Here is a 14,071-nt window from a genome sequence, read left to right on the forward strand (position 1 = left end):
CCAGAGGTGCCCACCCATGGATCCCGCATACTATGTCGCAGCCGGAAGCCTGAAGGCCCGTTCCTTCCAGCTCGACACCGTATCCAACAACCTGGCCAATGCCGCGACGATCGGCTACAAGCCCGAGAAGAGCTTTTTCGCGGTGTTCAACAAGGCCGTGAATGAAGGCTCGGGGCTGCCCCTTTCCGGGTTCCTGAACGACGGCACGGTCCTGGCCTCAAGGGGCACGGATTTTTCCCAGGGCACCCTCAAGACCACGGGGCGGAACATGGACCTCGCCCTGGAGGGCTCCGGATTCTTCATGGTCAGGACCGCCGCGGGTGTCCTGGCCACCCGGGACGGGCGCCTGGGGCTCTCCAAGACCGGGGAGCTGCAGACCCTGGACGGGGCCCAGGTGCTGGGCAAAAATGGCCAACCCATCCTCCTGGACGTCAACGACCCCGCCTTCACGGTCCTGGCCGACGGTACGGTCATGCAGGGCACGGAGGCCAAGGGCCAGATCGAGATCCGGGACTTCGCCAGCCCGGATTCCCTCCAGCGCATGGGCTCCAACCGCTTCGACCCCGCCGGTTCGGCCACCAGGGCCGCCACGGCCACGGTGGTGCAGGGGTCCCTGGAGCAGAGCTCGGTGGACACGGCCACCTGCATGATCGACATGATCCGCCTGAACCGCCTTTTCGAAATGAGCATGAAGGTGGCGTCCACCATCACCAACGACATGGACAGCCGCAGCATCTCCGACGTCGCCCCGCGCTGAAACCCCCCGATCCTAGGAGCCTCCCATGATGAGAGCCATGTGGTCCGCCGCCGCCGGCATGAACGTGCAGACGACGAACATGGACACCATCTCCAACAACCTGGCCAATATCAACACTACCGGGTTCAAGAAGTCCCGTGCGGAGTTCCAGGACCTCCTCTACCAGACCATCAACACGGCCGGCACCAACACGTCCACCTCCACGACCTATCCGGGCAACATCCAGATCGGGCACGGGGCGCGCCTGGCGGCCATGGTGAAGGAGTTCACCACCGGCAGCCTCAAGAACACCAACAGCCAGTTCGACATGGCCATCGAGGGTTCGGGCTTCTTCCGCATGACCATGCCCGACGGCACCTTCGCCTATACCCGGGACGGCTCGTTCAGCCTGGACCAGAACGGCAACATCGTGAACGCCAACGGCAATCCCCTGGACCCCCAGGTGACCATCCCCCAGGACGCCCTCAGCGTCACCATCGCCACCGACGGCACCATCTCCGTGACCCAGCCCGGCCAGTCCACGCCCCAGCAGGTGGGCCAGATCACCATCTCGAACTTCATCAACCCCAACGGCCTCAATGCCCTGGGCCACAACCTCTACCAGCCCACCCTGGCCAGCGGCGACGCCATCGACGGCACCCCCGGGCTCACCGGCCTGGGCACCATCCAGCAGTACTTCCTCGAGGTCTCCAACGTGGACATGGCCGAGGAGATGGTGAACATGATCATCGGCCAGCGCGCCTACGAGGCCAACTCCAAGACCATCCAGACCGCCGACAGCATGCTGCAGCTGGTGGCCGGCCTCAAGCGCTAGCCGTGCGCCTCCTGGCCGCATTCCTCCTGGGCGCCGCCCTCCTCGGGGCCGAGCCCGACGTCGCGCTCCCCGCCGGGGACCGCCTCCACGCGCAGGCCCTGGCCTACGCCGAGGCCCAGGTGGCGGGCCGGGACGGGACCTACACGTTCAGGGTGGTCACCCCCCCGCTCCTGCCCAAGTCCCCGAAGGGGCCCCTGACCTTCGAGCCGGCCCACCTGAGCCGGCCCGACCTGACCGGGCGGTTCTACGTGTCCTTCAACGCGATCGCCGCGGGCCGCACCCTGGGCATGGTGCGGGTGGACATGGACGGCCAGTGGAAGGGGCAGCTCCTGCGCTTCCGGAGCGCCCTGCCGCGCCGGGCCGTGCCGGAGCCGGGCCAGCTCGAGGCCTTCGACTTCGAGGGCGTCCCCCCGGCCGGGGCGCTGCGGGCGGTGCCCGAGGGCTGCCGGCTGCGCGGGCCCGTGATCCAGGGCAAGGTGCTGGTGCGCACGGACCTGGAGGCCATCCCCCTCATCAACGCCGGCGACCCGGTGCGCCTGGCGCTGGTGGACGGCGACCTGTCCATCACGGTGGACGCCCTGGCCCGGTCCGGAGGCGCCGCCGGGGACAAGGTTAGGCTGGAAATGCCCACCACCCGCAGGATGGTCCAGGCCGTGGTCACCGGCCCCGGAGAGGCGCGCGTCCAGTGGGCCGGATCGAAATAGGTGGCGGGGGAGGGCCAAAGACAATAGTCTGGAGCCTTGACAGGAGCCCGCCATGGCCCACGACCATGATCACAAAGACCCCAATCACGCGTGCGGCTGCGGCCACGACGAGGACCATGCCGATGAAATCGAGGTAGTCGAACTCGAGGACGAAAACGGTGAAAAGGAGGAGTTCGCCATCCTGGAGGAAGTGGATTTCGAAGACCGCCACTTCGCCATCATGGCCCCCCTCGCCGAGGTCCAGGCGTATTCCGAGGCCGGCGAAGCCGGCGAGGACACCGAAGGCGACAGCAACCTGACCATCGAGATCTTCGAGGTCAAGGGCGACGACTTCACCATCCTCGAGGACGAGGCGTTCGCCCAGCGGCTCCTGGCCCACCTGGACGAACTCTCCGCCAAGCTCGAGGAAGAGGAAGGCAAATAGCCACCACCACCTCGTCATCTGTGGCATTCTTGTGACATGAGGACGGATTCTGTAAAGACCAAGGGTCGGGTGCTTCTCCTGTGCGGAGACCCCGCCGGTCTGCAGAGACAGTTCCAGGGGGAGGATCTCCCCCTGGAGCAGGTCCGCCTGCGGGACTACGTGTCCGTGGACGAGATCGCCCCGGGCTGGGTGTGCTACTACTTCGGCCAGCGGCTGGAGGACTTCCCCTACCTGGGCCTCCTTTGCGACGGGGCCTTCCCCGTCCATGAAGGCTTCGTGCGCCGGGGCGGGTTCGAGGTTGCGGTTTCCGGCAAGCGCCACGGCATCGGCAGTCCCCGGGAGGCCGGTCCCTACGCCGAGCGCGCCTCGGGCATCCGCATCGTCATCGCCGAGAGCTTCGACCCCGGCTACCGCCTCTATTGCCATTCCCTGGGCCTTCTCACCTCCACGGACATGACCCTGGTGGACCGCATCCGCGCAGGGGAGGCCATCCCCATGGCCGCCTTCACCGAGGGCCTGGACCCGCTCACCGCCGAGATCGTCCGCCATGGCGGGATCTTCGACTTCACCCGGGCCCGGCTCGAGGGGACGGCGGAGATCCCCGTGCCGGCCCGTGAACCCGGGCCCATGACGTACGGGGAGAAGATCCTGGCCCGGGCCGCCCGGACCGCGGCAGGCCAGGGCCTGCCCGCGGTGGCCGCCGGCGACGGGCTCCTGGTGAAGGCGGACTGGCGCTTCTCCCACGAGACCGTCACGCCGCTGGCCGTGGCGATGCTCCGCAAGGGCCTGGGCGAAGGCATCCCCTTCGCGGACCCCGGCACCATCCTGGCCTTCCGCGACCACCTCACCTTCATGGGCCGGTTCTACACGCAGGACGAAGGGCAGCCCGGGCTCATGGAAGTGGCCCGGCGCATCAAGAAGCTCCAGGAGGAGTTCTGCGCCGCCAACGCCATCCGCCTCCACGGGGACGTCACCGAGGGCGGGTGCGAGGGCATCTGCCACGTCCTCATGGCCGAGCGGTACGCCCTGCCCGGGCAGGTTATCGTGGGCACCGACTCCCACACCCCCCACAGCGGCGCCCTGGGCGCCCTGGCCTTCGGGGTGGGGGCCGCCGACATCGCCTCGGCCTGGGTCACCGGGGACGTGCGGGTCACCGTGCCCCCCACCGTCCTGGTGCGCCTCGACGGCAAGCTCAGGCCCGGCGTCTACGCCAAGGACCTGGTGCTCCACCTCCTGACGCTGCCCTTCTTCAGGGACGGCCACGTGCGGGGGAACATCATCGAATACGCGGGCGAGGCCCTCGGGGCCCTGCAGATCGACGAGCGCGCCACCCTCACCAACATGGCCGCCGACTTCGGCGCCTTCGCGGGCGTCATGGCCCCGGACGCGGAAACCGTCCGCTTCGTGGAGGAGCGCAGGGGCGCCCGCATCGCCCTGGAGCCCTGGATGGCCAGCGACCCCGGCGCGGCCTACGCGGACCGCCTGGAGGTGGACTGCTCCCAGGTCGTGCCCATGCTGGCGTCGCCGGGCTTCGCGGGCAACGGCCTGCCCCTGGATTCCCTGGAGCGCGAGGTTCCCGTGGACATCGCCTACGTGGGCAGCTGCACCGGCGCCAAGCGCGCCGACCTGCAGAAGGTCTACGAGGTGGTGAGGTGGGGCCTGGACCACGGCCTCACGGTGCCTTTGCAGGTGCAGTTCTTCATCCAGCTCGGCAGCGAGGACGTGCGGGCCCACGCCGAGGCCCAGGGCTGGCTCGCCGCCTTCGAGGAGGCCGGCGCGCGCATCCTGGGCCCCGGCTGCGGAGCCTGCATCAACGCCGGCCCCGGCGTCTCCACCCGGGCCGAACAGGTCACCATCAGCGCCATCAACCGCAACAACCCAGGCCGCAGCGGCCCCGGCCAGGTGTGGCTGGCGAGCCCGGCCACGGTGGCCGCCAGCGCCCTGCGCGGCGCCATCTGCGGATTCGACGCGCTCGCGGGAACCCCCTAGGCGCCACCGGCATCGAAGAAACAGGGACGGGGCCCGCGCGGGCCCCCTTGTGGAGCATTCAATGCAATCAGACACCAACCTGCGGACCCTTCTGGAAGCCCTGCTGGGCGCCCGCCGAACCGGGGACCTCCTGGCCTCCGTGGCGGTGCCGGAGGCCCTCCTGGCGCCGGGGGAGCCCAGGGTCTCCCGGGCCCAGCTGGCCTTCGCCATGAACCTCGCCCTCCTCCGGGACCTGCAGGAGCGGGTGCCCTCGGCGAGGGCCTACGTGCTGGACGTGGTCGCCGGCGGCGGCAAGGTGGTCTTCGACCACGGCGCCCTGCGAACCGTCCTGGCGGCCAGCGGCCCGCTGCCCCCCGGGGAAGCCGCCATCACGCGGGTGCTGGGGCCCCTGGGCTACGCCCTGGCCGACGTCTACCCCCTGGACCGGCTCTCCATGACCGGCCGCGCCTACTGCCACCAGGACCTGCCGGAGGACATCCCCCAGTTCTTCCTCAGCGAGCTCCACCCCGAAAGCTTCAGCCCGGCCTTCCAGGCGGCCGTGGCCCGGGTGCTGGGCACCTCCCGGGACCCCCTGCCGCCCCGGGCCCTGGAACGGCTGGCGGAGCTGGCCGGTGAGGGGAGCCTGGCCCCGGAGGACGCCCGGGCCCTCCTGCCCGACCTGGTGGCGTGCTTCGACCGGCAGCACGCGGCCCCCAGCCTCGCCGACTACCGGATCCTCTACCTGGAGAGCGCGGAGATGGCCTGGATCGCCACCGAGGGCAACGCCTTCAACCACGCCACGGACCGCGTGGCCGACGTGGAGGCCCTGGCCGTGGCGCAGAAGGAGCTGGGCCGGGCCATGAAGGAGACCGTCGAGGTCTCCTCCACCGGCCGGGTCCTGCAGACCGCCTTCCAGGCCGATCCGGTGGAGCGGCCCTTCCGGGACATCGAGGGCCACCTGGTGCTGAAGACGGTGCCGGGCTCGTTCTTCGAGTTCATCACCCGCCGGCCCCTGCCCGGCGGCGGCCTGGATCTGGGCTTCGACACGGGCAACGCCCAGGCTATATTCAAGATGACCGCACCCGGGAGCTTCTGAGTGGACGCATTGATGGATGACCTCACCGCCCTGCTGGGCCAGGGCGCGGTGCTCGCCGACCCCTCCGAACTCGAGAAGTACGAAACCGGCTGGCGCTACGGGAAGGGCAGGGCCCGGTTCGTGGCGCGGCCCTCCACCACCGCCGAAGTGTCGGCCTTCATGGCGTTCTGCCACGCCAGGGGCCTGCGCGTCATCGTGCAGGGGGCCAACACGGGCCTCGTGGGCGCCTCGGTGCCCGACGCCGGCGGGGAGATGGCGGTGCTCAGCCTGGAGCGCCTGAACCGGCGCCTGGAGATCGACCCCACGGACCGCACGGCCCTGGTGGACGGCGGCGTCCTCCTCAGCGCCCTCAACGAGGCCCTGGCCGGGCACGGCCTGCACTTCCCCGTGGACCTGGGGGCCGACCCCCAGATCGGGGGAATGATCGCCACCAACACCGGCGGCACCCGGCTCCTGCGGTACGGCGACGTGCGCCGCAACCTCCTTGGCCTCGAGGTGGTGCTGGCCGACGGCACCGTCGTCGACACCCTTTCGGCCCTGCGCAAGAACAACACGGGCCTGGACTTCAAGCAGCTCTTCACCGGAACCTCGGGCCTTTTCGGCGTGGTCACGGGGGCGGTGCTGCAGGTGGCGCCCCTGCCCAGGCAGCGGGCCGTGGCCCTGGTGGCGCTGGCCGGCGGCGAGGCGGTGCTGGACCTGCTGCGCAGCCTGGAGGGCGGGCTCTTCGAGGTGTTCACCGCCTACGAGGTCATCTCCGGGGAGGCCATGGCCGCCGTCTTCCGGCACCAGGAATCCCTGCGCAACCCCTTCGACGAGGTGCCGCCCTACACGGCCCTGGTGGAGCTGGCCAGCTCCCTGCCGGAGGCGAGCCTCGACCTGGCTTCCCTCCTGGAGGAGGCCCTGGGAGCCCACATGGAGGCCCACGGCGAGGGCGTCCTGGACGCACGCTTCGGCAAGCCCGCGGAGTTCTGGGCCATCCGCCACCACGTCTCCGAGAGCCTGCGCGGCGAGGGGAAGGTCCTGGCCTTCGACATCGCCGTGCCCCGGTCCAGCCTTCCCGCCTTCACGGAGGCCGTGAAGGGCTGGCTGGCGGAGGCCCACCCCTTCATGCGGGTCTGCGACTTCGGCCACTGGGGCGACGGCGGCACCCACCTGAACCTGGTGTGGCGCGAGGCCGACAGCCCCGTCCCGGCCGCCGAGCTGGTGCCCCTGGTCCAGCGCAAGGTCTACGACCTCGCCGTCCTGGAGCACAAGGGCAGCTACAGCGCCGAGCACGGCGTGGGACCCCACAACCAGCAGTACCACGACCTCTACACCCCCCCGGCCGTCAAGGCGGCGGGCGCCGCGCTCCGGGATCACTTCGACCCCGCCGGCCTCCTGGGCATCACCCGGCTCTGGTGAGGCCGTTCGTCGGCGGTTTTCCGCCTCCGGTACGATTCCCCGCGCCAGCCTCCTGCCTTCGGAAGTAGGCTTCCTCCATGGATGACCGCAGCCCGAACTCCATCCGGAAGGTCCCCCTCCGGTGGCTCCTCAAGGCCGTGCCCCTGGGGCTTCTCAGCGGGCTTCCCTTCGCGCTGCTCCAGACCCCCATGACCCCGCGCAGGACCCTGGTGTCCTGCCTGGTGGGGCTGATCTTCACGCTGGTGATGTGGTCGGGCCTGGAACTGGGCTCGGCGTGGGTTCGGCGGGCCGGGCCGAGCCTGGTCTCGGTGCAGCTGCGCTGGCTGCTGCTCTTCACGGCGCTGTTCGGGGCCTGCGGGCTCCTGGTGCGCCCGGTCCTGGGCGTGAACCTCTTCCACAACGCGGGCGCCGCCCTTCTGTCCTACCTCCTGGGCTTTTCCATATCGAGCTCCATCGTCACCTACCACACGGCCCGGAGCCTCGCCGAGGCGGAGCGGGCCCTGGAGCGGGCCCGGGGCGAGGCCAACATCCTGATCCTCAAGGCCCAGCTCAGCCCGCACACCCTCTTCAACGCCCTGAACGCCATCGCCGCCCTCATCCCGGGAGATCCCGCCGGGGCGGAGGCCGCGGTGGAGACCCTCTCGGCCTTCCTGCGCCGGATGCTGGAGGCCCTGGGCCGGGACCGCTGGACCCTGCGCGAGGAGTTCGACCTCATCGGGCTCCTGCTGGACCTGGAACGCGCGCGGTTCGGGGACCGCCTCGCGGTGCGCCTGGACCTGCCCGAGGCCGAGGCGGACCGGGAGATCCCGCCCCTGCTCCTGCTGCCCCTCGTGGAGAACAGCCTGAAGCACGGCTTCCGGCCCAAGGTTGGGCCCTGCGTCCTCAGCGTCTCGGCGGACGCGACCGGGGTGAGGGTGGAGGACGACGGCGTGGGCCGGGCCCCCGGCGCGCCCGCGGGGGTGGGCCTGGCGGCGGTGGGCAGCCGCCTCGCGGCCGTGGGCGGGGTCCTGGAGTGGCCCGAGGCCCGGGCCGGCTGCGTCGCATGGGTGCGGCTGTGCCCCTGACCTACGCCCTGGTGGAGGACGAGGCCCCGGGGCGCCTGAGGCTGAAGTCCCTGCTGCGCGAACTCCGCCCGGGCTCGGTGTGCCTGGCCGAGGCGGAGGACGGCGGGGCGGGGCTGCACCTGCTCCGCATGTGCCGCCCCGACGTGCTCTTCCTGGACATCGAGTTCCCCCCGGCCGGGGCCTTCGGCCTCCTGGAGCAGGCCGCGGCCGAGGGGCTCCCCCTGCCGCCGGTGGTGTTCGTCACCGCCTTCGCCGACTACGCGGTGGAGGCCTTCCGCTGGGCGGCCTGGGACTACCTCCTCAAGCCCGTGGCGCGGCCCCGCCTGGAGGAGACCCTCGCCCGCGTCGAAGCGCGCCTCGAGCCCGCCCGGGACCTCGCCCCGCTGCTCCAGGCCCTGGCCGCCACCCGCCGCCAGGAGGCCCCGGAGCGCTTCACCGTGCAGGCCAAGGGCGGCCTGCGGGTGCTGGCCTGGGCCGACGTGAGCCATCTGGTCACCGAGAACCGGCTGCTCTTCGTGCACACCCCGGAGGGGCGCTTCATGCTGGGCCGCACCCTGGAGGAGCTGGAGACGCTCCTGCAGCCCGCCTTCTACCGCTGCCACCGGGGCGCCATGGTGGCGCTGGCCCGGGTGCGGGAGCTGCGGGCCGAGGCCGAAGGCAACGGGGAGGTCCGCCTGGACACCGGGGACCGGGTGCCCGTGAGCCGGGACCGCATGGCCGGGCTGCGCCGGAGGCTGGGGTAGCCCTTCGGAGGGATTTTCCGGCCTCCGGTCCCTTCGTGCCTTCCGGGGCGCCGGCCCCGGGCCAAGCTGGGCGGCAAGGAGCCCCCCATGCGATACCTTCCATCATTCGCACCCGCCCTGGTGCTGACCCTGTCCGCCCAGGACCTCCCGGTCCGCCTCCAGGGGGCCCAGCGGCTCCCGGCCGACGCCATCCGCGCCCTGCAGGGCGAGCTGGCCGCCTCCGGCCAGGACCGTCCCTACTGGGACGCCTGCCTTGCCTACGCACTGGTGAGCCAGCTGGGCGCCAAGGAGCCCAAGGCCATGGAGGCCCTCCTCGACCGCACCCTGAAGGCCCTGGAGCCCCGCAGGGACGCGGAGAGCCTGGCCCTGGCCGGGGCCTGCCTCGGCCTGAAGCTGGGGTTCAAGCCGATGCTGGGCATGACCCTCTCGCCCCAGGCCAGCGGCCTGTTCACCCAGGCCCTGAAAGCCGCCCCGGGCAATCCGCGGGCGCTCCTCTTCCAGGGCATCCACGCGCTCCACACGCCGGCCTTCGCCGGAGGCGGTCCGGAAAAGGCCCTGCCCATCCTGGAGGCTGCGGCCCGTGCCGCCGACGGCGAGCAGGCCCCAGCGGATCCCTGGGCGCCTTGCTGGGGCCGGGCCGAGAGCCGCGCCTGGCTCGCGCTGGCGCTCCACAAGGCGGGCCGGGCCGGGGAGGCCAGGGCGAACCTGGACAAGGCCCTGGCCCTGGACCCGGCCTACGGCTTCGCCCGGTTCGTCGTGCTGCCCCAGGTGGGCGCCAAATGATGCTCGCGGCGCAGGTCCTTCAGGCCGCCCTGGAACTGGCCGGCGTCGTCATGGGCCCGGGGGGCAAGCCCCTGTCCGGCGCCGTGGTCACCGTGGGCGCCCACGCCGTCCGCAGCGACGCCAAGGGCCGGTTCAAACTGCCCCTGACCCGCGGGGACGCCACCGCCACCTTCACCGCCCGGGGCATGGAGCCCCAGGTGCGGGCCATCGTCCCCGGCAAGCCCCTCCTGGTGCTCCTGGAGCCCGAAGTGAAGGAGGCCGTGGTGGAGGTGGTGGAAGGCGCCGGGTACGGCACCGACGGCCCCGGCTCGGCCATCACCCGCCTGGAGATCTACACCACGCCCGGGGCCGCCGCCGATGTTTTCCAGGGCGTGAAGGCCCTGCCCGGAGTGAGCAACGCCAGCGAGGGCGCTGAGCTCTTCGTGCGGGGCGGCAATCCCAGCGAGGTGGGCATCTACCTGAACGGCGGGCACCTCCAGCATCCCTTCCACCACCCGAGCACCCAGGGGGGGATCTTCTCCTCGGTGGACACGGCCCTGGTCACCCACCTCAACTTCGTCCCGGGCGGCTTCTCGGCGCGCTACGGGGACGCCCTGTCGGCGGTGATGGAGCTGTCCACGGAGACGGCCTCCCGGGTCCGGGGCGGCACCCTGCTGCTGGACCTGGCGGGGCAGGGGCTCATGGTGGACGAACCCTTGGCCGGAGGGATCCTGCGCGGCTCGTACCGCCATGCCGACACCACGCCCCTGGACAAGTGGTACGGCCTGGCGGCGAACTTCACCGAGGCGCCCACCTCCCAGGATCTGCACCTGTCCTACCAGCGGAGCTTCGGGGCCACCGGCAGGCTCTCCACCACCGTCCTGCTCTCCCGGGACCACCTGGGCCTCGACTACCGGATCCAGAACCTGGAGGCGGTCTACGCCAACCGCAGCGACACGCGCTTCCTGTCGGCCAGCTGGACCCAGGGGCTGGGGAGCCTGGCCGTGCTGAACCTGGCGGCCTCCCACACCCGCTTCGCCTCGACCTGGACCTTCGACCGCTGGGGCGTGGACCAGGTGGAGGGGGAGACCTTCGGCAGGGCCGAGGTCGTCGTGCAGGCTTCCCCGCTCCTGGGCCTCGAATTCGGGGCGGACGCCGCGCGCACCTCCCTCGACCCCCGGGGCCAGGTTCCCTACGACACGTCCAACTGGGGTCCCGGGGCCGCCCCCAGGACCTTCGGCTACGGCTTCGAGGGCACCCGGACGGGAGGCTACCTGACGCTCCGGTTCCTGCTCGGCGAACGCTGGGGCCTGTCCCTGGGCGGGCGCGCCGACCGCTACGGCCTCCTGGGCGAGAACACCCGGGACCTCCGGGCCACCCTCTCCTTCAAGGCGGGGCCCCGCCTCACGCTCCTCGCCGCCGGGGGCACCTTCCACCAGATGCCCGCGCTCACGCAGCTGGATCCCCACCAGGGGAACCCGGCCCTGCGCGCCCTGCGGGCCACCCACGCCGTGCTGAGCGCCGACGCGCGGGACGACGGCGCACCGGTGCCCTGGCAGGCCCGGCTGGAACTCTACCGGAAGGACTACGGCTCGCTGGTGGTGAGGGACCCCCTGCTGCACTACGCGAGCACCGGGCGCGGGGTGGCCCGGGGGCTGGACCTGCTCCTCAAGGCGCGCAAGGGCGCCTTCCGGGGCCAGCTTGGCTACGGCTACCTGGACACCCGCCGGCGCGAGGACGACCAGTACGCCCTGGGCCCCGTGCCCACCAGCGTCCCCCACAGCTTCACCACCGTGGGCACCTGGACGATCCGCCCGGGGTGGGAATGGTCCGGCTCCTGGCGCTACGCCACGGGAGCCCCGTTCACCCCCGTCGAGGGGGGCCTCCCCGACGGCCAGGGAGGCTTCACGCCCCTGGAGGGCGCCCGCTACGGCGAACGGCTGCCGGCATACGCCCGCGTGGATTCCCGGCTCACGCGGCTGTTCCCGCTGGGTTCCGGAAGGGCCGTGGCCTTCCTGGAGGTCATGAACCTCCTGGACCGGCACAACGTGGCCAGCTACAGCTACAACCCCGACTTCACGGTGCGCAGGGCCCACGAGAGCTACTTCAGCCGCAGGATCCTGGTCGCGGGGTTCTCGCTGTCGTGGTGACCCCCGGCATTTCTGGTACCTTTAGGGCATGACGCCCACCACCCTCCGCGCCGTGATGCAGGCCCTCCGCAACCCCGTAACGGGCTGTCCCTGGGATCTGGAGCAGGACCACCAGTCCCTGGCCCGGTTCCTCCGGGAGGAGGCCGCCGAGGTCCTGGACGCGCTGGCGGCCCATGTGCCGGGGGACCCCGAGAAGGAGCGGCATTTCTGCGAGGAGCTGGGCGACCTCTGGCTGCAGGTGGCCTTCCACGCCCAGCTGGCCCAGGAGCGCGGCGCCTGGGACCTCCACGACGTGGAGGCGATGGTGGTGGAGAAGCTGGTGCGCCGCCACCCCCACGTCTTCGCCGAGGTCGAGGTGGAGAACGCCGCCGACGTGCTGGTGAACTGGGCCGCCATCAAGAAGGACGAGAAGACCGGGCGCGGCCAGGACACCCGCAAGCGGCTCCTGGAGGGCATCCCCGCCAGCCTCTCCCCCCTGGACGAGGCCATGGAGATCGGCAAGCGCTGCGCCAAGGTCGGCTTCGAGTGGCCCGACCTGGACGGCGTGCTGGACAAGGTGCGGGAGGAGATCGGCGAGCTGCAGGCGGAAACGGACCTGGACCGCGTGGAGTCCGAGTTCGGCGACGTGCTCTTCAGCCTCGTGCAGTGGGCCCGCAAGAAGGGCGTGGACCCCGACCGGGCCCTGCGCCGCCAGATGGACCGCTTCAGGGGGCGCTTCCGCGCCGTCGAGGACTTCGCCGAGGGCAACGGCGGGTGGCAGGCCCAGGACCTGGACGGCCTGGAGGCCGCGTGGCAGGGGGCCAAGAAGGCCGCGGAGGGGTCCTGATGGCCCTCCCGCCGCCCTACTTCGTCACCCTCACCCACCCCGACTGGAAGGACGCCGAGGCCTGCGGCCGCAGGCTCCCCGACGAGGCCCTGCCGGAGGTGCGCCTGGACCTCTACCCGGACATCCCGGCCGAGGCGATGGTGCGGTCCCTGGGGCGGAAGTGCCTGGTGACCTGCCGGCGCCGCGAGGACGGCGGCGCCTGGGACGGGGACGAGGCCTCCCGGATCGAACGCCTCGTGGAGGCCGCCCGCAGCCGTCCGGCGTGGCTGGACCTGGAATGGGAGCTGCCCATTCCCCCCCTGCTGGAGGAGGCCCGCTCCCACCTTCGGATCCTGCGGTCCGTGCACGTGGGCGAGGGCGTGTTCGACCTGGACGCGCGCCTGCGGGACCTGCCCGACGGGGACGCCTACAAGTGGGTGGGCCGCGCCGGGCGCCTCGCCGACAACGCGCGGGTCAAGGGCCCCCTGGCCTGGGCCCGCGACCACGAGGTCATCCTCTCGGCCTTCCTCATGGGGCCCAAAGGGATCCCCAGCCGCTGCCTGCAGTTCGCCTGGGGGGGCGCCTTCACCTACGCCGCCGCCGACGACGCCCCCGCCGCGGCGCCGGGCCAGGTGCCCCTGTCCCGGATGCTGGCGTGGCGGTGCCACAGGCTCCACGCGGGCCACGGCCTGTGCGGCGTGCTGGGCAGTCCGGTGCTCCACTCCCGGGGCCCGGCCTTCCACAACCCGCGCTTCCAGGCCGCCTTCAAGGACCTGCTCTACCTGCCCCTGGAATGCGGCGACGCAGCGGAGGCCCTGGAGGCCCTGGAGGCCCTGCCCGTGCTGGGCGCGAGCCTGACCGCCCCCCTGAAGGAGACCCTGCCGCCCCTGGCCGGCCTCCCCGCGCCGCTGAACACCCTCTTCCGGCGCGGCCCCGGCGCCCCCTGGGAGGCCGCCAACACCGACGCCCAGGCCCTGGACGCGGCCCTTGCCGGGCTGGCCCGCGGACCCGTGCTGGTGCTGGGGGACGGGGGCGTTGCCGCCACCACCCGCGCGGTGCTCGAGAAGCGCGGCTGGCCCGTGCTGCAGGCCTCCCGGAAGCCGGGAACGGCGGCGAGGGACGTGGAGGCCTTCGCCCCCGCGGGCATCGTGCAGGCCACGGCCCTGGGCATGGCGCCCGGCGATCCCGCGCCCTTCCCTGAACTGCTGGAGGCCGCGCGGCCCTTCGCGAAGTGGGCGGTGGAATGGATCTACAAGGAGGACACGGCATTTGCCGCCTGGGCGCGGGAGGCGGGGCTGCCCCTGGTGGAAGGCGCCGCGCTCTTCGAGGGCCAGGCCCGGGCCCAGTCGGACCTCTTCATCCGCGGCTGCGGGGGCGGGTGAG

The 14,071-nt window shown here is 71.9% G+C and carries 13 protein-coding genes; all 13 read left to right on the forward strand.

Annotated elements, in window-relative coordinates:
* The first annotated feature begins 16 nt into the window (after positions 1-16).
* On the forward strand, positions 17-757 hold the full coding sequence (locus ACZ5MC_RS08855) for a flagellar hook-basal body protein (RefSeq protein ID WP_306599968.1): 741 nt from the start codon (positions 17-19) through the stop codon (positions 755-757).
* A 25-nt stretch (positions 758-782) separates the two neighbouring features.
* Complete coding sequence (flgG, locus tag ACZ5MC_RS08860) at positions 783-1,571, forward strand: flagellar basal-body rod protein FlgG (protein WP_306599969.1); 789 nt, start codon at positions 783-785, stop codon at positions 1,569-1,571.
* Positions 1,572-1,573: 2 nt separating this feature from the next.
* Complete coding sequence (locus ACZ5MC_RS08865; RefSeq protein ID WP_464517561.1) at positions 1,574-2,275, forward strand: flagella basal body P-ring formation protein FlgA; 702 nt, start codon at positions 1,574-1,576, stop codon at positions 2,273-2,275.
* A gap of 52 nt (positions 2,276-2,327) precedes the next feature.
* Positions 2,328-2,699: a hypothetical protein gene (locus tag ACZ5MC_RS08870; RefSeq protein ID WP_306599971.1), complete on the forward strand. Its 372-nt coding sequence runs from the start codon at positions 2,328-2,330 to the stop codon at positions 2,697-2,699.
* A gap of 69 nt (positions 2,700-2,768) precedes the next feature.
* Complete coding sequence (locus ACZ5MC_RS08875; RefSeq protein WP_306599972.1) at positions 2,769-4,688, forward strand: aconitase family protein; 1,920 nt, start codon at positions 2,769-2,771, stop codon at positions 4,686-4,688.
* Between the two features lie 61 nt (positions 4,689-4,749).
* Entirely contained in the window at positions 4,750-5,763 is a 1,014-nt protein-coding gene (locus ACZ5MC_RS08880) for a DUF1338 domain-containing protein (protein WP_306599973.1), read from the forward strand.
* A 12-nt stretch (positions 5,764-5,775) separates the two neighbouring features.
* Positions 5,776-7,164, forward strand: a complete 1,389-nt coding sequence (locus ACZ5MC_RS08885; RefSeq protein ID WP_464517562.1) for an FAD-binding oxidoreductase — start codon at positions 5,776-5,778, stop codon at positions 7,162-7,164.
* Positions 7,165-7,241: 77 nt separating this feature from the next.
* A complete protein-coding gene (locus tag ACZ5MC_RS08890; RefSeq protein WP_464517563.1) occupies positions 7,242-8,228 on the forward strand; it encodes a sensor histidine kinase in 987 nt (328 codons plus the stop codon).
* Positions 8,219-8,971 carry a LytR/AlgR family response regulator transcription factor gene (locus ACZ5MC_RS08895; protein WP_306599976.1) on the forward strand — a complete coding sequence of 251 codons (753 nt, stop codon included), beginning with the start codon at positions 8,219-8,221 and terminating at the stop codon, positions 8,969-8,971. The genes ACZ5MC_RS08890 and ACZ5MC_RS08895 overlap by 10 nt, the downstream gene beginning before the upstream one ends.
* 87 nt (positions 8,972-9,058) lie before the next feature.
* Positions 9,059-9,754: a tetratricopeptide repeat protein gene (locus ACZ5MC_RS08900; RefSeq protein WP_306599977.1), complete on the forward strand. Its 696-nt coding sequence runs from the start codon at positions 9,059-9,061 to the stop codon at positions 9,752-9,754.
* Positions 9,751-11,883 carry a TonB-dependent receptor gene (locus tag ACZ5MC_RS08905; RefSeq protein ID WP_464517564.1) on the forward strand — a complete coding sequence of 711 codons (2,133 nt, stop codon included), beginning with the start codon at positions 9,751-9,753 and terminating at the stop codon, positions 11,881-11,883. Before ACZ5MC_RS08900 ends, ACZ5MC_RS08905 begins: the two co-directional genes overlap by 4 nt.
* A gap of 28 nt (positions 11,884-11,911) precedes the next feature.
* Positions 11,912-12,709 carry a nucleoside triphosphate pyrophosphohydrolase gene (gene mazG, locus ACZ5MC_RS08910; RefSeq protein ID WP_306599979.1) on the forward strand — a complete coding sequence of 266 codons (798 nt, stop codon included), beginning with the start codon at positions 11,912-11,914 and terminating at the stop codon, positions 12,707-12,709.
* On the forward strand, positions 12,709-14,070 hold the full coding sequence (locus tag ACZ5MC_RS08915; protein ID WP_306599980.1) for a bifunctional type I 3-dehydroquinate dehydratase/shikimate dehydrogenase: 1,362 nt from the start codon (positions 12,709-12,711) through the stop codon (positions 14,068-14,070). Before mazG ends, ACZ5MC_RS08915 begins: the two co-directional genes overlap by 1 nt.
* Position 14,071 lies beyond the last annotated feature (1 nt).

The organism is Mesoterricola sp. JemC181 (genome assembly GCF_055384585.1).

Bases quoted from the DNA above. Each gene is read 5' to 3' on its own strand.
- ACZ5MC_RS08880 (WP_306599973.1), top strand. From the start codon at position 4,750: ATGCAATCAGACACCAACCTGCGGACCCTTCTGGAAGCCCTGCTGGGC.
- ACZ5MC_RS08900 (WP_306599977.1), top strand. From the start codon at position 9,059: ATGCGATACCTTCCATCATTCGCACCCGCCCTGGTGCTGACCCTGTCC.
- ACZ5MC_RS08885 (WP_464517562.1), top strand. From the start codon at position 5,776: ATGGATGACCTCACCGCCCTGCTGGGCCAGGGCGCGGTGCTCGCCGAC.
- ACZ5MC_RS08905 (WP_464517564.1), top strand. From the start codon at position 9,751: ATGATGCTCGCGGCGCAGGTCCTTCAGGCCGCCCTGGAACTGGCCGGC.
- ACZ5MC_RS08890 (WP_464517563.1), top strand. From the start codon at position 7,242: ATGGATGACCGCAGCCCGAACTCCATCCGGAAGGTCCCCCTCCGGTGG.
- ACZ5MC_RS08915 (WP_306599980.1), top strand. From the start codon at position 12,709: ATGGCCCTCCCGCCGCCCTACTTCGTCACCCTCACCCACCCCGACTGG.
- flgG (WP_306599969.1), top strand. From the start codon at position 783: ATGATGAGAGCCATGTGGTCCGCCGCCGCCGGCATGAACGTGCAGACG.
- ACZ5MC_RS08855 (WP_306599968.1), top strand. From the start codon at position 17: ATGGATCCCGCATACTATGTCGCAGCCGGAAGCCTGAAGGCCCGTTCC.
- mazG (WP_306599979.1), top strand. From the start codon at position 11,912: ATGACGCCCACCACCCTCCGCGCCGTGATGCAGGCCCTCCGCAACCCC.
- ACZ5MC_RS08870 (WP_306599971.1), top strand. From the start codon at position 2,328: ATGGCCCACGACCATGATCACAAAGACCCCAATCACGCGTGCGGCTGC.